At 69.3% G+C, this 16,316-nt stretch carries 13 protein-coding genes; 7 read left to right on the top strand and 6 right to left on the bottom strand.

The window, feature by feature from the left end; genetic code table 11:
* Positions 1-3: 3 nt before the first annotated feature.
* Entirely contained in the window at positions 4-1,134 is a 1,131-nt protein-coding gene (wecB, locus tag C4V41_RS17235) for a non-hydrolyzing UDP-N-acetylglucosamine 2-epimerase (RefSeq protein WP_103956895.1), read from the bottom strand.
* A 56-nt stretch (positions 1,135-1,190) separates the two neighbouring features.
* On the opposite strand from wecB, the gene C4V41_RS17230 reads away from it, so the two are divergent.
* From C4V41_RS17230 to hisC, 6 genes are all read left to right on the top strand, one after another.
* Positions 1,191-2,873, top strand: a complete 1,683-nt coding sequence (locus C4V41_RS17230; protein ID WP_103956894.1) for a glycosyltransferase family 4 protein — start codon at positions 1,191-1,193, stop codon at positions 2,871-2,873.
* A gap of 118 nt (positions 2,874-2,991) precedes the next feature.
* The gene (locus C4V41_RS17225; protein WP_103956893.1) at positions 2,992-4,254 is read left to right on the top strand and encodes a nucleotide sugar dehydrogenase; all 1,263 of its coding nucleotides are present in this window, start codon (positions 2,992-2,994) and stop codon (positions 4,252-4,254) included.
* Between the two features lie 19 nt (positions 4,255-4,273).
* Positions 4,274-5,362, top strand: a complete 1,089-nt coding sequence (locus C4V41_RS17220) for a glycosyltransferase (protein ID WP_103956892.1) — start codon at positions 4,274-4,276, stop codon at positions 5,360-5,362.
* Positions 5,363-5,389: 27 nt separating this feature from the next.
* Positions 5,390-7,183 (top strand): DUF4434 domain-containing protein, encoded by a 1,794-nt coding sequence (locus C4V41_RS17215; protein ID WP_103956891.1) that lies wholly within the window; start codon positions 5,390-5,392, stop codon positions 7,181-7,183.
* A 124-nt stretch (positions 7,184-7,307) separates the two neighbouring features.
* A complete protein-coding gene (locus C4V41_RS17210) occupies positions 7,308-7,973 on the top strand; it encodes an NUDIX hydrolase (RefSeq protein WP_103956890.1) in 666 nt (221 codons plus the stop codon).
* Positions 7,974-8,035: 62 nt separating this feature from the next.
* Positions 8,036-9,100 (top strand): histidinol-phosphate transaminase, encoded by a 1,065-nt coding sequence (hisC, locus tag C4V41_RS17205; RefSeq protein WP_103956889.1) that lies wholly within the window; start codon positions 8,036-8,038, stop codon positions 9,098-9,100.
* Here hisC and C4V41_RS17200 read toward each other — a convergent pair.
* Positions 9,090-10,031 (bottom strand): EamA family transporter, encoded by a 942-nt coding sequence (locus C4V41_RS17200; protein ID WP_103956888.1) that lies wholly within the window; start codon positions 10,029-10,031, stop codon positions 9,090-9,092. The genes hisC and C4V41_RS17200 overlap by 11 nt on opposite strands.
* 162 nt (positions 10,032-10,193) lie before the next feature.
* On the opposite strand from C4V41_RS17200, the gene C4V41_RS17195 reads away from it, so the two are divergent.
* A complete protein-coding gene (locus C4V41_RS17195; RefSeq protein WP_103956887.1) occupies positions 10,194-10,664 on the top strand; it encodes a rhodanese-like domain-containing protein in 471 nt (156 codons plus the stop codon).
* A gap of 634 nt (positions 10,665-11,298) precedes the next feature.
* Here the strand turns inward: C4V41_RS17195 and C4V41_RS17190 are convergent.
* From C4V41_RS17190 to purD, 4 genes are all read right to left on the bottom strand, one after another.
* Positions 11,299-12,588 (bottom strand): GTP cyclohydrolase IIa, encoded by a 1,290-nt coding sequence (locus C4V41_RS17190; RefSeq protein WP_103956886.1) that lies wholly within the window; start codon positions 12,586-12,588, stop codon positions 11,299-11,301.
* Positions 12,589-12,789: 201 nt separating this feature from the next.
* Positions 12,790-14,055 carry a UDP-N-acetylglucosamine 1-carboxyvinyltransferase gene (gene murA / locus C4V41_RS17185; protein WP_103956885.1) on the bottom strand — a complete coding sequence of 422 codons (1,266 nt, stop codon included), beginning with the start codon at positions 14,053-14,055 and terminating at the stop codon, positions 12,790-12,792.
* Between the two features lie 78 nt (positions 14,056-14,133).
* The gene (locus C4V41_RS17180; RefSeq protein WP_103956884.1) at positions 14,134-14,970 is read right to left on the bottom strand and encodes a phosphoribosylaminoimidazolesuccinocarboxamide synthase; all 837 of its coding nucleotides are present in this window, start codon (positions 14,968-14,970) and stop codon (positions 14,134-14,136) included.
* Positions 14,967-16,181 carry a phosphoribosylamine--glycine ligase gene (gene purD / locus C4V41_RS17175; protein ID WP_103956883.1) on the bottom strand — a complete coding sequence of 405 codons (1,215 nt, stop codon included), beginning with the start codon at positions 16,179-16,181 and terminating at the stop codon, positions 14,967-14,969. The genes C4V41_RS17180 and purD overlap by 4 nt, the downstream gene beginning before the upstream one ends.
* Between the last annotated feature and the right edge of the window lie 135 nt (positions 16,182-16,316).

Genomic DNA, 16,316 nt, shown 5'->3' with positions numbered 1-16,316 from the left:
TCGTTATTCGGGGCGTTTGCCCTGAGAGGCAGGGGCGAGGTTGTCGCCCTTGAGCCAGGCGGCGATCACCGTGGCGATCCGCGGCCCGGCCTTGCCGTCCCACAGCACCGGCAGCTCACCGGCCGGCGTGGCGGCCCCGTCGGCCAGCGCCTTCTCCGCGGCGGCGGGCAGCAGCGCGGGCGTGACCAGGCGGTTCGTGCCGTGCGTGATCGTGATCGGCCGCTCGGTGTTGGGCCGGACGGTCAGGCAGGGGACGCCCAGCATGGTCGTCTCCTCCTGGACCCCGCCCGAGTCGGTGACGACCAGCGAGGCACCTCGTACGAGTGAGAGGAAGTCCACATAACCCAGCGGCTCCACGACCTTGATCGACTCACCGTCGACCAGCCCCGCCGCCGCCAGCCGCGCCTTGCCGCGCGGGTGGATCGGCACCACGAGCGGGATCTGCCGCGAGACCTCCAGCACCGCGTCGACCAGCTCCTTCGCGGCCTCGGCGGTGTCCACGTTCGCCGGCCGGTGCAGCGTGGCCACGGCGTAACGGGCCGACAGGCCCAGCCGCGCCACCACGGGCGCCGGGTCCAGCGCCGGCAGCGCCGAGTAGAGACTGTCGATCATCGGGTTGCCCACCAGGTGCACCTTGGACGCGGGCACGCCCTCGGTCGCCAGGTAGGACAGCGCCTCGGGCGAGGTGGCGAAGAGCAGGTCGGCCAGCGCGTCGGTGACCACCCGGTTGACCTCTTCGGGCATGCCCCGGTCGTACGAGCGCAGCCCCGCCTCGACGTGCGCCGTCTTCACACCCAGCTTGGCGCACACCAGGATCGCGGCCAGCGTGGAGTTCACGTCGCCGTAGACCACCACCAGGTCGGGCTCCTGCTCCTGGACGACCTCCTCCAGGCCGACGAGCAGCGCCGCGGTCTGCTTGGCGTGGGTCCCGGAACCGACCGCCAGGTTCGCCACCGGCTCGGGCAGCCCCAGGTCGGCGAAGAACACGTCCGACATCAGCGCGTCATAGTGTTGACCAGTGTGGATGATGCCCTGCCGCACGCCGAGTTCACCGAGTGCTCGCACCACCGGGGCCGCTTTCACGAAATTGGGACGGGCGCCCAGAACGTGCAGGACCAGGGGGTTCTCCCTCATTGACCTCGCCTTTCATAGCGGAAGGGAAAAAACGCTGCCTATGGTACGGTCCCTGCGTGGCATCCGACGCCAGTCGTCAAGACTCCTCCCGTAAATCCGACGGGGTCTCCGCGAAGTCCGCCCGTGCCGGCGTCGGTGGACTTCTCAAGGGCTTCGTCCAGCATCCGATCATCGTTTCCCGCGTGGTCATGACGAAGGTCAAATCCGACCCCGTCCGTGTGGCCCAGGCGGCCGCCGACACGCTCCCACCCCGGCTGCGTCCCCTCGTGGGAAGCGTCGCCTGGCCGGCCGCCAGGCGTGCCAGGCGTGCGGTGCGCAAGTTCGGCATGCGCGTGGTCAAGGGCCCGTGGAACGAAGCCAAGGAGCACTGGGACGCCGGCCGGGTCAGCGACGCCGCCGCCGTGCTCGAGGCCCACACCAAATACCCGTTCGTGAAGCGCAGGGCCGCCTACTACCGGGGCGAGCTGGCCGCGATCAGTCCCGACCCCATCCCGCCGGGGCCCAAGGTGGCCATCCTGGACCGGGTACAGAACCGGGTCCTGCACGTGGTCACGAACGCGCTGCCGTACACGCAGGCCGGCTACACCGTCCGCACCCACCGCATCGTCACCGCGCAGAAGGTCGCGGGCATCGACCCGCACGTGGTGACGAGCTGGGGCTGGCCGATGCTGCAGGGGCACGCGGACGCGACGCCGTTCGAAGAGCTCGACGGCATCCCCTACCACCGGCTGCTGCCGGACGGGCACGGCGAGATGCCGTTCGAGACGCGGGGGCGCATCATCAAGGGCGCCGACCGGGTCACCCGGCTCGTCGCCGAGCTGAAGCCCCAGCTTCTGCACGCCGCCACCGACCACCGCAACGGCTCGATCGCCCACGCCGTGCGCGACAGGACCGGCACGCCCTTCGTCTACGAGGTACGCGGCTTCCTGGAGGAGACGTGGGCCTCGCGCGACCCGATCCGGGTCGGCAGCCAGCGCCACCTGCTCCAGCGCGAGCGCGAGGCGTTCCTGATGCGCGAGGCGGACGCGGTCGTCACGCTGGCCGAGACCATGGCCACCGAGATCGTCGAGCGCGGCGTGCCCAGGGAGAAGATCCACCTGGCGCCCAACGCCGTCGACGACACGCTGCTGAGCGCCCACTACGACGGGGCCTCGTTCCGGCGCGAATACGGCATCGCCGACGGCGAGATCGTCGTCGGGTCGGTGTCCAGCATCGTGGCCTACGAGGGCTTCGCCACCCTGCTGCGGGCCGCCGCGCTGCTGCGTGACGAGAAGACGCCCGTACGCGTGCTCATCGTGGGCGACGGCACCGAGCGCGAGAACCTCCTCGAACTCGTCGAGGAGCTGGGTCTCGGCGACGCCATCCTGCCGGGACGAGTGGGTCCCGACGAGGCGCTGCAGGCGCAGGACGCCATCGACATCTTCGCCTGCCCGCGCGAAGACCTGCGCGTATGCCGACTTGTTACCCCATTGAAACCCGTCGAGGCCATGGCGCTCGGCAAGCCCGTCGTGCTCAGCGATCTGCCCGCCCTGTCGGAGCTGGTCGGCTCCGACGGCGCCGGACTCCTGGTGCCCGCGGGCGATCCGGGCGAGCTGGCCAAGGCGATCGCCGGGCTGCGCGAAGACCCGGCCAGGCGCGCGGAGATGGGTGAGGCCGGCCGGGCCGAGGTCGCGGCGAAGCGGACCTGGAGCCGCGTTGCCGAGACTTATCAAGCTCTATACCGGTCGATTGCAGAATGATGACCTTCGAGTTGCCTGTCTCTTGTGACGGGTTCCGTCGCATTAGGCGTGAGCTAGGTGGACTTGAGATAACCTTTGCGACCATGAAGTGTTGTTTCCGGCTCCCAAAGGCACAGCTGTGACAGAAATCGACTTGGCTGTCATCGGCCTGGGCTACGTCGGCATGCCTCTCGCGAAGGAGGCGGTGGCCGCGGGCCTGCGGGTCGTCGGCCTGGACGTCGACCCTCGCAAGGTCGACGCGCTCAACGCCGGGCAGTCCTACATCGATGACCTGACCGATGCCGACCTCGAGCACATGCTGGCCAGTGGGTTCAGCGCGACGCTCGACGAGGCCGTGCTCGCCCGAAGCAACACCATCGTCATATGCGTGCCCACCCCGCTCGATGAGGACCACCGGCCGGACCTGTCCGCCGTGGAGGGCGCCACCAAGACCGTGGCGCGCAACCTGAGCAAGGGCACGCTCGTCGTTCTCGAGTCCACCACCTGGCCCGGCACCACCGACGAGGTGGCCAGGCCGCTGCTAGAGAGCTCCGGGCTCACCGCAGGGGACGACTTCCACCTGGCCTTCTCGCCCGAGCGCATCGACCCGGGCAACCCCAAGTTCGGCCTGCGGAACACCCCGAAGGTCGTGGGCGGCTACACGCCGACCTGCCGCGACCGGGCGACGGCGTTCTACGGGCAGTTCATCGAGCAGGTGGTGCCGGTCAGCGGCACCCGCGAGGCCGAGATGGCCAAGCTGCTGGAGAACACCTACCGGCACGTCAACATCGCCCTCGTCAACGAGATGGCGATCTTCTGCGACGAGCTCGGGATCGACCTCTGGGAGTCCATCGAGGCCGCGGCCACCAAGCCGTTCGGCTTCCACAAGTTCCTCCCGGGGCCGGGCGTCGGCGGGCACTGCATCCCCGTCGATCCCTCATACCTCTCGTACACCGTGCGCAAGCTGGGCTACCCCTTCCGGTTCGTCGAGCTGGCGCAGGAGATCAACGAGCGGATGCCGTCCTACGTGGTGGCCCGCGTCCAGCGTTTGCTCAACCGGTATAAGAAGCCCGTGAACGGCGCCAAAGTCGTTATGCTCGGCGTCACCTACAAACCGGATATCGCCGACGAGCGGGAGACTCCGGCCCTACCGGTGGCGCGTGCGCTGCTGGAGCTGGGGGCAGAGCTCACGTTCGCGGACCCGTACGTCAAGGAGTGGTCGGTGGACGGCACCCCGGTGCCGCGTGAGGAGGATCTGGCCGAGGCCGTGATCCACGCGGACGTGACGCTGCTCCTGCAGCAGCACGCCGCGTTCGACCTCGACATGGTCGAGGCCAAGGCCAAGCTCGTGCTCGACACCCGAGGCGTTCTCGCCGAGGGTGAACGCGTCGAGCGGCTGTAGCGACGGAGGGCTGCGCGCAGTGCACGTGCTCGTCATGACGGTGGTGCATAACCCCGAGGACGCGAGAATTCTGCATCGGCAGATTCGTGCCCTTGTGGATGCCGGTCATGAGGTCACGTATGCCGCCTCGTACACCGCGCACGGCGTCGTCCCCAGGCCGTGGGTCACCGGAGTCGATCTCCCCAGGGCCGCCCAGCGCAAGCGGATCTCCGCCGTGTGGGCCGCGCGCCGGCTGTTCAAGCGGATGCGCGACAAGGTCGACCTCGTCCTCATCCACGACCCCGAACTGCTCTTCGCGGTGTGGGGCGTCCGCAACGCCCCGCCGGTGGTGTGGGACGTGCACGAGGACACCCCCGCCACGCTCTCGCTCAAACCGTGGCTGCCGTCGCTGCTGCGGCCGCCGGCGCGCTTCCTGGCCCGCATGCTGGAGGGCACGGCCGAGCGGCGCATGCACCTGCTGCTGGCCGAGACGGCCTACGCGGGCCGGTTCAAGCACGCCCACCTGATCGTGCCCAACGAGACCTGGGTGCCCGACTCCGTGACGCCGCCCGGCGACGACCGGGTGGTCTACCTCGGGTGGCTGTCCAGGGCCCGGGGCGTGACGGAGGCGGTCGAGGTGGCCCGGCTGCTGCAGCCGTACCGGGTGGCGGTGGAGCTGATCGGTTACGCCGACCCGCAGAGCCGCCCCATGCTCAACCAGGCGGTCACCGACGGCGTGCTCGAATGGCGCGACTTCATGCCCAACGACGAGGCGCTCAAGCGGCTCGACGGGGCGCTGGCCGGGCTGTCGCTGCTGCACGACGAGCCGAACTACCGGCACTCGATGCCGACCAAGATCGTCGAATACATGGCGCACGGCATTCCGGTCATCACGACCCCGTCGCCGCGCGCGGTCGAACTGGTCGAGCGCTACGACAGTGGTGTCGTGGTGCCCTGGGAGGACCCCAAGGCGGTCGCGCAGGCCGTACTGACGCTGCGGGACGACGTACGGGAGCGGCGGGCGCAGGGCGCGCGCGGTTACGCGGCGGCGCGTGCGAACCACCACTGGCCCAACTCGGCCAAGCGGTTCGTCTCCCAGCTGGAGTCCTGGGCCGGCGTCAAGCCGTAATTCTCGAGGGCGGGTAGGTTCCTGAACGTGCGCTGGCTCTTCCTGGTCGTGGGCGCAGCCATCCTGGCCGTGGTCGCGACCGTGATCATCGTCCTGCCGCCGTCCGACAAGGCGGCCGCGCCGTCGCCCGCGGCGGTCGCCACGCCGACGAAGACCGAGCCCACCCCCGCGGTGAGCGAGTTCACCGACCCGTGTGGAACGTTCGACACCGGTGAGAAGGCCCCCTACGCCGTCACCGGCTACTGGATCACCCCCAAGTCGAACCCCTGCACCTGGCGCAAGCAGTTGCAGGAGATCCACCGCGTCGGCGGCGACACGATCATCAGGATCGGGTACGGCCTGCAGTTCCGCAACGTCTCGGGCTCCGGCGAGATCCTCGACAGGGACGGCACGCCCGACTCGCTCTACAAGGCGTGCGAACAGGACGGCCTGAGCTGCCACGACGCGGCCGAGCGGGACCTCAAGGAGGCCAACCCCGACAACCGCATCGGCCGCACGTACGTCTACCGGACCGACGAGTCGTTCGGCAAGGACCTGTTCCGCTGCCCGCAGCTTGAGCAGACCATCGAGGCCGGCAAGCGCACCTACTTCCGGCTCATCACCCAGGCCGACGGCTCCGACGACGCCACCTGCGACTTCAGCAGCAAGGCCAGATCGTACGACCTGATCCTGGTGACCGGGTCGCCGACCGACAGCCTGACCCAGTTGCTCGACCTGGCCGACCAGTTCGGCATGCGGGTCTTCCCGGCGCTGCCGCTCGCGCCGCGCGACTCGAAGATGCGGATCAGGGCCGAGAAGCGGCATCTGGGCACGCTGACCACGCTGACCCGGCGCATCCTGCAGGACTACGGCGTGCGCTTCGCCGACCGGGAGTCGCTGGGCGGCGTCTACCAGCCGTTCGAGGTCCAGATGGCGTCCACGCTGGCGACGAACCCGACGCTGGAGGTGTACGCCGACCAGCACACGATCGTGGAACAGGAGCTACCCGGTAAACCCATCCTGATCAGCCCCTACATGGACGCACGCCAGCGGGTGCCGTTCGGGCAGACGCCCAAGCAGGTGGCCGAGGGCTTCAAGGCCCTGGTGAAGACCGGGGTCGGGATCATCGCGCCGCAGGACAGCCGGGGGACAGGCAAGGTGGGGCTGTACTGGCCGGACGAGCGCGACAGCGAGGTGGACGAGCGGCTGCGGTCGATGGTGGGGGAGTCGACGTACGCGACGGCGTACCACGGGTCCACGCGCGACTACTACCGCGAGATGGCGGCGGCCCGCCAGGAGATGCTGGACTCCGGCCACCAGGTGCAGCTCTGGGCGAACGTGGAGGCGTTCGAACCGTCGGGCAAGGAGCCGTGCGCGCCCCAGGGCACCCGCGGCAAGACCGACAAGGAGCGCCTCGACAAGGCCGTGACGATGGCCGGGCGTTACGTCCAGAAGATCGTCTCCTACATGTGGAGCGACTTCATGACCTGCGGGAACCCCTCGCTCGAGGAGGAGATCACCAAGGACTGGCAGCGGCCGATCGCGGTGGACGCGATCAGGCGGCCGCGCGACGGCCGGGACGGGCTTGAGGTACGCGGCTACAACCTCAAGGACGGCACCGTCACCGTGCAGTGGCCGGGCGGGACGAGCGAGATGGTCGTGGCGTCCGTGGGCTCGCTGGACGAGGACCCGATCGAGGAGGAACTGCCGGACGGGATGGCCACGGCGTGGGTGCCGTTCGACTGGAGCCAGGTGCCGGCCGGGCAGTGGGTCAGGATCGGCGTGAAACTACCGTCGGGCCAGACGACGTCGGAACCGCTACACGTACGGATCGTCACGTAGCCCCCGCATCATGGTGCGGCCTTCACTCTGCGTGAATCCCCTCCGTTCGGCCGCGTGAGGGCGTCAACCGGCCTATCACCGCACGGTTCGCTGCTCGCCTACGACTGCGTGTAACGTGCCCTGCATGGTCCCGAGCGTCCCGGTCAGCGTCGACCTGGTCGTGCTCACGGTGCGTAATCAAGCGCTGAGCGCCCTGGTCTGGCGCCGCGACAACCCCCCGTTCCTGCGCCGCTGGTCGCTGCCCGGCGGCTTCATCCAGCTCGACGAGGACCTACCGGCGGCCGCCCACCGCATCCTCGCCGAACGAGCCGGCCTCCCCGGCGCCCCGGTGCACCTGGAGCAACTCCAGACCTACGGCTACCCCGACCGCGACCCCCGCCAGCGCGTCCTGAGCGTCGCCTACCTGGGCCTGGCCCCCGACCTCCCGGCGTCGGAGAAGGCCCACATGAGCTGGCAACCGGTGAGCTCCCTGACCGTCATGGCCTTCGACCACCGCCGCATCATGCTGGACGGCGTGGAACGTGCGCGGGCCAAACTGGAGTACACCTCGCTGAGCGCCGCCTTCTGCCCACCGGAGTTCACGGTCGCTGATCTGCGCCGCGTCTACGAAATCGTCTGGGACCGCTCCCTCGACCCCCGCAACTTCCACCGCAAGGTCACCAAAGCGGAGGGCTTCCTGCTGGAGGCGGGCGCCACCACGACGAGAGACGGAGGCCGCCCCGCCAAGCTCTACCGCCGAGGCCCCGCCGAGCTCCTCCACCCTCCCATGCTCCGCAGCCTCAAGGAGTAGCGCCGGCTCCCAGGAATGGGTGGGACCAGGAGCGCCTTTGGAAGCTGCCTTAAAGTTAGGTCATGCCTCGTTTCCGCCAGATTCTGGACACCATGGCCGGCTACAAGCCGGGCAAGGCCGTAGTGGCCCCCGACGGCCGGTCGTACAAGCTCTCCTCCAACGAATCCCCCTACGACCCGCTGCCGTCCGTGGTCGAGGCGATCGCCGAGGGGGCGCGGCAGATCAACCGCTACCCCGACCCGGGCTGTGTCGAGCTGACCGAGGCCATCGCGGGGCGGTTCGGTGTGCCGGCCGACCACATCGCGCTCGGCGCCGGGTCGGTCACCGTGGCGCAGCAGTTGTTCGAGACGGTGGGGGAGCCGGGTGCCGAGGTCGTGTACGCGTGGCGGTCGTTCGAGGCGTACCCGCTGCTCGCCGACCTGGCCGGTGTGACCTCGGTGCGGGTTCCGCTGGCGGGCGAGGACCACGACCTGGACGCCATGGCGGAGGCGATCAACGACAGGACGCGCATGGTGTTCGTGTGCAACCCGAACAACCCGACGGGCACCTCCATCCGGCGCGGGGCGCTGGAGGCGTTCCTCGACCGGGTGCCCGAGCGGGTGCTGGTGGTGCTGGACGAGGCCTACCGCGAGTACGTGCGCGACGAGGACGTCCCCGACGGCCTCACCCTCTACCGCGACCGGCCGAACGTCTGCGTGCTGCGCACCTTCTCCAAGGCCTACGGGCTGGCCGGCCTGCGCGTCGGCTACCTGATCGGGCAGGAGCCCGTGGCGTCGGCCGTGCGCAAGACGATCATCCCGTTCGCGGTCAACCACCTCGCCCAGGTCGCCGCCCTCGCCTCGCTCCAGGCCGAGGACGAGTTGCTGGAGCGGGTCGAGCGGGTGGTCAAGGAGCGCACCCGGGTCCGCGAGGCGCTCATCGCGCAGGGCTGGACGGTGCCGCCCACCGAGGCGAACTTCGTCTGGCTCCGGCTTGGCGAGCGCACGATGGACTTCGCCTCGTCCTGCGGTCTGGAGGGCGTGGCGGTACGGCCGTTCCCGGGGGAGGGCGCGCGCGTGTCCATCGGCTCGCCCGAGTCCAACGACGTGTTCCTGGCCGCCGCCCAGGAGTTCCTCGCTAGACCCTGACCTCTTCTTCGACGACGAGTGGTCTGGCCTTCGCGCGTCGCTCGGTCGACACCACCAGGGCGACGCCGACCAGGATCACCAGGCCGCCGAGCACCATCTGCACGGTCACGTGCTCGTTCACGACCAGCACGCCGAGCAGCACGGCGACGACCGGGTTGACGTACGCGTACGTGGACACCAGCGAGATCGGCGCGTTGCCCAGCAGCCACGTGTACGCGGTGAACCCGACCAGCGACCCCACCAGAATCAGGTATGCCAGCGCCGCCCACGACCGCCCGGAAACGGTGGCCAGGTCGAGCCGCTCCCCGAAAGACACGCCGACCACGGCCAGCCCCGCGCCGCCGACCAGCATCTCCACCGTGCTGGCCGCCCACACGTTGGACGGCATCGGGATCCGCCCCGACAGGAACGAGCCGATCGACCACGACAGCGACGCCAGCAGGATCACCACGATGCCCGTCGTGTCGGCCGTCCCGCCGCCGCCGTTCAGCGACAGGGCCGCGACCCCGCCGAACCCGACCAGCACGCCCGCCAGCGTCAGCATCGCCGGCCGGTCTCTGAACGCGATCCTGAGCACCACCAGCCACAGCGGCACGGCGGCCACGAGCAGCGCGGCCAGGCCGCTGGAGATATGCTGCTCGGCCACGGCGACCATGCCGTTGCCGCCGGTCAGCAGCAGCAGGCCGACCAGCGCGGCGCCGCCGAACTGACGCCGCGACATCCGGAACGGCTCCCGCCCCTTCCTGATCACCAGGAAGGCGGCCAGCAGCAGGGCGGCCGTGACGAAGCGGATCGCGCCCTGCGACAGCGGCGGCAGGGTCTCGATGGCGACCTTGATGCCGAGGTATGTCGAGCCCCACACCACATAGACGATCGCCAGAGCACTCCAGACAAGGAGTGGAGAACGATTGTCAGTAGCGTTTGAACTCATGGCTCATGACTGTACAGGTGAGTGCCGACAAAATGCTCGCGGGTATCAGACTTCGGACTATGGCGGGATATTAGCGGTAGGCGGCTATCACGCCACTGTCACCCTCCGGCCACGCCCTGACAGGATCCAAGACATCCACCTACCTCGAAGGGAACCTGTCTCATGCCCGCTCAGTTCTCCGCCGTGGCGGCTGTCCCCGCCGCCGCCAACGCCGCCGCGATCGCGCACTTCGCCGCCCGGCTGTCCGTCGAGACCGACGTGTCGGACGTGGCCGCCGACCTGGCCGCCTCGGTCCCCGGCCTGGTCGTCGTCGACTCGCGCAGCCAGGAGAGCTGGGACCAGGGCCACGTCGAGGGCGCGACGCACCTGCCGACGGCCGAGATCGCGACCAAGGCCGCCGGCCTGATTCCGGCGGACGCGATGGTGGTGACGTACTGCTGGGGCCCCGGCTGCAACGGCGCCACCCGGGCCGCCCTGGAGTTCGCCAAGCTCGGCTACCGCGTCAAGGAGATGATCGGCGGCTTCGAGTACTGGGCGAGAGAGGGTTTCCCCGTGGAGACCGCGTCGGGCGTCGACCGCCGGCCGGTGGACGCGCTGACGGCACCGGTGTCAGGAATCGCGTGCGCCTGCTGACTCGGACTCCCACCGCTGCCCTGGAAGCGCTCCCAGCGCCCCCACAGCCCCGCGCAGAGCCCTTTCAAACCTCATGGAGCCGCAACGGTGCCGGGGGCCGGCCCTAAACCCGTCGGATTCCTACCAGGGGGCGATCTTGGTGCCCAAAGCCGCACGGTCTTGGCCGGAAACGAGCACGATGAGCGCTCAACTCAGGACAGACGGTAGGCGGGGGGTCTTCACCAGAAAAATTTGGTGCCCCCGTCCGAATCCCGTCGATCGGGGGCGTGGGAGAACATACCCGTATCTACACGGGCCAACCAATAAGTTCACAAGAGTCAACACACCCGTTCGCAAAGCTGACATCTTTGGTCAACCCCAACGCCCTCCCCAGGTCACGCAGAACCCCTCAGAAGGCCCACAGAACGCCGTAACGGCGCCCAGCCCCGTGCGGGTCAGAGAGCGTCTCCCTGGAGGCCCTGAGGGCCGTACGGCGGTTGGCGCCGGCTTGGCGCAGCCGTACTGGATGGGTCGGAAGAGAACCCCGAACGGCGAAGAACCGCGGGCATGGCAGCATGACCGGCACACACAGAGATCGCCCCAGGCCCGCCGCAAGGAGCGCGGCGAGCCCGGAACGTTCAGCGCGGATCTGCGATCAGCGCGGACCCAGTTTCTCCACGATCAGCCGGTAAAGCTGCCGCGGTCGCCCGGGTTGCGGCGTACGGTTCGGCGGAAGCGGCCACGCGAGTCCCTCGTCAACCAACGTGCGCAACAATCGCCGAGCAGTACGAGGGGTCACCCCGAGCATCTTGCCCGCCCCCTCCGCGTCGACCACCGTGTCGCCGCCTTCGAGCTTGGCCGCCAGCCTGGCCAGCACCTCCACCCCCTTCGGTTTGAGGGCGGTGGATCCGGTAGGCGGCATCCGCGGCGCCGGGATGAGTGCCCGGCCCTCGCGGTCCACCGCGAACCCCTGTGCCTGCTTGCCCGCCTGCGTGCGAGCCAGCGCGGCCCTGGCGTGCGACTCCGCGTCGTGCGTCGTGCGTCCCATTCCCACGCCGACCTCGACCGCCAGCCCCAGCTCGTCCCTGATCCTGGCCGCGAACGGCAACACCCTGAACCCGTCTGTCGCCGCCGCGATCGAGCCCCTGGTCGCGGTGACCAGATAGCTGTGATCGTCGATGGGCCAGACGGTGGCGTTGATCCGGTTCGCCTCCTGGACCAGCAGCCGGTGCAGAGACAGCCGCAGCTCGTCGCGCCAGTAGCGGGGCGCCGCGCGCCGCACGGGCTCGCGCAGCGTCGGCACCTCCACCAGCACGACGGTGAGCTGTGACTCCTCCAGCCGGTGGTGCGCCCCGAGCAGCGCCGCGGTGTGCAGCGCCGTACGGACCGCCGCCGAGGTCGGCCTGATCCTGATGACCGGTACGCCCGCCGCGTGCAGGCGTTCGGCCACCGCGGGCAGGCACGTCAGCGCCCCCGTGGTGGCCCCTTGACGGGCGAGACGTTCGTGGTAGGCCGCGATCGTCCCGGTGGCTCCGGGTTCGTCGCGGCTGTGCACGTCCGTGGCGGGGATGCCGAGGTCGGTGTAAGCCTCCTCGACATCGGCCCTGCTCACCACGTCGATGCTGACCCTCTGGGGGTCCATCCGGGTGTCCAGCGCGGCCTTGGCCAACGCCGCCACCAATGCGGCTCCGCCGAGTTGCACGTACGTCGCGGGCATCGTCAGCACGCCGGAACGCCTGGCCAGGTCATAAGGGACCGGGCTGGCGAACAGACATGCGTCGACACCGGGACCGAGTCGCGTCACCTTGTCGGGCGCCTCCTGTTCGTCGCGGTACGCGGCCGCGACCAGGCGACACGGCAAAGGTGCCGCGGCGTGACCCATCAGCATGACTCGCTCGACCAAGTCGTGGGGTCCGACCACGCCGATGGTGAGGTCCGGTGTCATAGCGCCCGGGCGTGACACTCGGGGAGTTTCTTCGGCCCTCTCGACCAATGTTCGTCCCATCCTGCCGTCCGTTGCAGTGCTCTCTTTTGGAACGATCGCTCGCGGGGGCCGTAATGTCACGCCCGACTTTTCCGGAAAGCCGTTCTGGTTGACCGCCCGACAAGATGTCCTAGCAGCTCAACGAGGTTTTTCTCGGCATTTTCAACGCTCGGAAATCTCTCGTGTAATGTCCGCGCCGAGCGCGCGCATTCGAGCGGCGAGATGTGCGTGACCGCGATCGATCAGGTATCCCGAGTCGATCAGGGTCTCGCCTTCCGCGGCCAGCCCGGCGAGCACGAGGGCGATTCCAGAACGCAGGTCGTGGGCCGTCACCTGGGTGCCGGTGAGCGGCGTGCGGCCGCGTACGACGGCTCGGCTGCCGTCGACCTCCACGTTCGCGCCCATTTTGTTGAGCTCGCCGGCCAGCGCGAACCGGCCGTCGAAGATGCGCTCGTGAATGTAGCTGGTGCCGTCGGCGAGCGCCGCGACGGTCATCATCGGCGACTGCAGGTCGGTCGCGAACCCGGGATAGGTGTCGGTGATGATGTTGATCGGCCGCAGCGGGCCCTCGCAGCCCACGTGCAGCACCGCGCCCTGCCGGTGGAACTCGACGCCCATCTGCTCCAGCTTGTAGCGGACGACGCCCAGGTCGAGCCCTGTGCCCACGAGGCTGACCTCGCCGCCGGTGATCGCCGCCGCCATCGCGAACACGCCCGCGTCGAGCCGGTCGGGCATCACCGTGTGCTCGACGGCGTGCAGCTCGTCGACGCCCTCCACGGTGATGAACCCCGTGCCGCCGCCGCTGATCCGCGCGCCCATCTTGGTGAGCATGTCGATGACGTCGAGCACCTCGGGCTCCAGCGCCGCGTTCTCGATCACCGTCGTGCCCCTGGCCAGGGCCGCGGCCATGATGAGGTTTTCGGTGCCGGTGTGGGACGGGGTGTCGAGGTAGAGGGTCGCACCGGTCAGGCCGGACGCCTTGACGTGGATGACGGTCTCGCCCTCGTCGACGATCGCGCCCAGCCGTTTGTAGCCCAGGTAGTGGAAGTCGAGGTTGCGGCTGCCGAGATTGCAGCCGCCGACCCCTTCCACGATCGCCTCGCCGAGCCGGTGCAGCAGCGCGGGCGTGAACAGCACCGAGCCGCGGAAACGCCTCGCGATCTCGGCGGGCAGCACGGGGCTCTGCACCCTGGAGGCGTCGATGACCAGCGTGCGCTCGGACTCGTGCAGCTCGACGTACGCGCCGATCGCCTCGGCCAGCTCGACCGCGCGGCGGACGTCCTCGATGATCGGCACGTTGCGCAGAACGGTGCGACCCTTGGGGGCGAGCAGAGCCGCACCGATCATGGGGAGCACGGCGTTCTTCGCGCCCTGGATGAACGCGGTTCCACGCAGTGCGTTGCCACCGCGCACGCGGTAACGGACCATTCGTGCGGCTCCTTGAATTTCGGCGGTGAGGCTCGATCGGGCCAACAGTAGTCGCTCACACCACATGACCCTGCCGAATCATCCGCTAAAGGGAACCCCCGTGACGCGCTCATACGCTTCTAGGTATCGCTGCCGAGTGCTCTCGACCACATGGTCGGGAAGTCGAGGTGGGGGGTTTCCGGAGGCTTTGTCCCATCCTGATTCGGGCGAGAGTAGCCAATCGCGTACATATTGCTTGTCAAAAGAAGGCTGAGAACGGCCTGGTTTCCATTCCTCGGCCGGCCAGAATCGCGAAGAGTCGGGTGTCAATACCTCGTCACCCAGCGTGAGCACGCCGTCTTCGTCCCAGCCCAGTTCGATCTTGGTGTCGGCCACGATGATGCCGCGCTCGGCGGCGATCTCCGCCCCGCGCTCGTAGACGGCCAGCGTGATCCGCCTGAGCTCCTCGGCGGTCTCCGCGCCCACCTCCGCCACGACCCGCTCGTACGAGATCGGCTCGTCGTGCTGCCCCATCGGCGCCTTGGTGGACGGCGTGAAGATCGGCTCGGGCAGCCGCGACCCGTCCTCCAGCCCCGCCGGCAGCCGCACCCCGGACACCGTGCCGCCGGCGCGGTATTCGGCCAGCCCGCCGCCCGTCAGATAACCCCTGGCCACGCACTCGACCTGGACCATCCGCAGTGGCCTGCACAGCACGCTGCGCGCGTCGTCGCCCGGCCCCACGACGTGGTCGGGCACGACCTCCTTGAGCTGGTCGAACCACCACAACGACATCTGCGTGAGAACGGCCCCCTTGTCGGGGATCGCGGGCTCCAGCACGTAGTCGAAGGCCGACAGGCGGTCGGAGGCGACCATCAGCAGCAGGCCGTCGTCGGTCTCGTAGAGGTCGCGTACTTTGCCGGAGTGCACAAGCTTCATCGGGCGATGTCCGTTCTGTGGTGCGAACCGCGCAGCTCGATCCGGCCGACCAGGTCGTAGGCGGCCTGGCGGGCGCTCTCCTGGTCGGGCCCGCTGCCCACCACGCCGAGCACCCGCCCGCCGTCGGAGACCACCTCGTCGCCCGACCGTTTGGTGCCGGCGTGGATCACGTAGGCGTGCTCGGTCTCCCGCAGCCCCTTGATCACGTCTCCCTTGACCGGCGCCTCCGGATAGTTCTCCGAGGCGACCACCACGATCACGGCGGAGCCGCCCTTGAACACCGGGTCGAGCCCCAGCTCGCCGGTCGCGGACGCCATCAGCAGCCCGCCGAGCGGCGTCTCCAGCCGGTCGAGCAGCACCTGCGCCTCGGGGTCGCCGAAGCGCGCGTTGAACTCGATCACCTTCGGCCCTTTGGAGGTCAGGGCCAGCCCCACGTAGAGCACCCCCTGGTACGGCAGCCCGCGCCGCGCCAGCTCGCCGATCGTCGGATGCACGACCTCCCGCATCACCTGCTCGGTGAGCCCGTCGGGCGCCCACGGCAGCGGCGTGTAGGCCCCCATGCCGCCGGTGTTGGGGCCCTGGCCGCCGTCGTAGGCCCGCTTGAAGTCCTGCGCGAGCTGCAACGGCACGGCCGTGCTCCCGTCGCACAATGCGAACAGCGAGATCTCCGGCCCGTCGAGGAACTCCTCGATCACCACCCGGTCGCACGCCCGCGCGTGGGCCAGCGCCAGCTCTCGGTCGTCGGTGACGACGACGCCCTTGCCGGCGGCCAGCCCGTCGTCCTTGACCACGTAGGGCGCCCCGAACTCGTCGAGCGCCGCGGCCGCCTCGGCCTCGGTGACGCACACCCTGGCCCGGGCGGTGGGCACGTCGGCGGCACTCATGATCTCCTTGGCGAACGCCTTGGAGCCCTCGATCATGGCGGCTTCGCTGGAAGGCCCGAAGCAGGCGAAGCCCGCCTCGCGCACCGCGTCGCTGACGCCCGCCACGAGCGGCGCCTCGGGCCCCACCACCACGAGATCGACTCGCAGCCGCCCGGCCAGCGCGGCCACCTGGCCGGGGTCGAGTGGATCGACGGGATGGACGGCGGCGACCTCCTCGATGCCGGGATTGCCCGGGGCACAGTGGAGCTCGGTGACCTGGGGATCGAGCTTGAGTGAACGACACAGGGCGTGCTCACGCCCTCCGGAACCAATGACTAGAACGCGCACGCGCTCTATTGTCGCAGGCCCGCCGCCTGGCGCACGCTCTGGTGTCCTGCACACCAAATGCCGGAATAGCCGTCAATCTTTGTGGAGTTCTACCTGAGCCGCGGCCCTCAGGGCGAGTATCGTCAGTTGGGTTCA

Origin of the sequence: Nonomuraea solani, assembly GCF_900108335.1 — a bacterium.
Classification (GTDB): domain Bacteria; phylum Actinomycetota; class Actinomycetes; order Streptosporangiales; family Streptosporangiaceae; genus Nonomuraea; species Nonomuraea solani.
Note: the sequence above shows the minus strand (reverse complement) of the source record. Positions and strands in the feature narration are given on the sequence as shown.

Excerpts from the sequence above, each read along its gene's own strand:
- hisC (WP_103956889.1), top strand. The coding sequence starts at position 8,036 with ATGCCTCGTTTCCGCCAGATTCTGGACACCATGGCCGGCTACAAGCCG.
- murA (WP_103956885.1), bottom strand. The coding sequence starts at position 14,055 with ATGGTCCGTTACCGCGTGCGCGGTGGCAACGCACTGCGTGGAACCGCG.
- C4V41_RS17210 (WP_103956890.1), top strand. The coding sequence starts at position 7,308 with ATGGTCCCGAGCGTCCCGGTCAGCGTCGACCTGGTCGTGCTCACGGTG.
- C4V41_RS17200 (WP_103956888.1), bottom strand. The coding sequence starts at position 10,031 with ATGAGTTCAAACGCTACTGACAATCGTTCTCCACTCCTTGTCTGGAGT.
- wecB (WP_103956895.1), bottom strand. The coding sequence starts at position 1,134 with ATGAGGGAGAACCCCCTGGTCCTGCACGTTCTGGGCGCCCGTCCCAAT.
- C4V41_RS17195 (WP_103956887.1), top strand. The coding sequence starts at position 10,194 with ATGCCCGCTCAGTTCTCCGCCGTGGCGGCTGTCCCCGCCGCCGCCAAC.
- C4V41_RS17190 (WP_103956886.1), bottom strand. The coding sequence starts at position 12,588 with ATGACACCGGACCTCACCATCGGCGTGGTCGGACCCCACGACTTGGTC.
- C4V41_RS17180 (WP_103956884.1), bottom strand. The coding sequence starts at position 14,970 with ATGAAGCTTGTGCACTCCGGCAAAGTACGCGACCTCTACGAGACCGAC.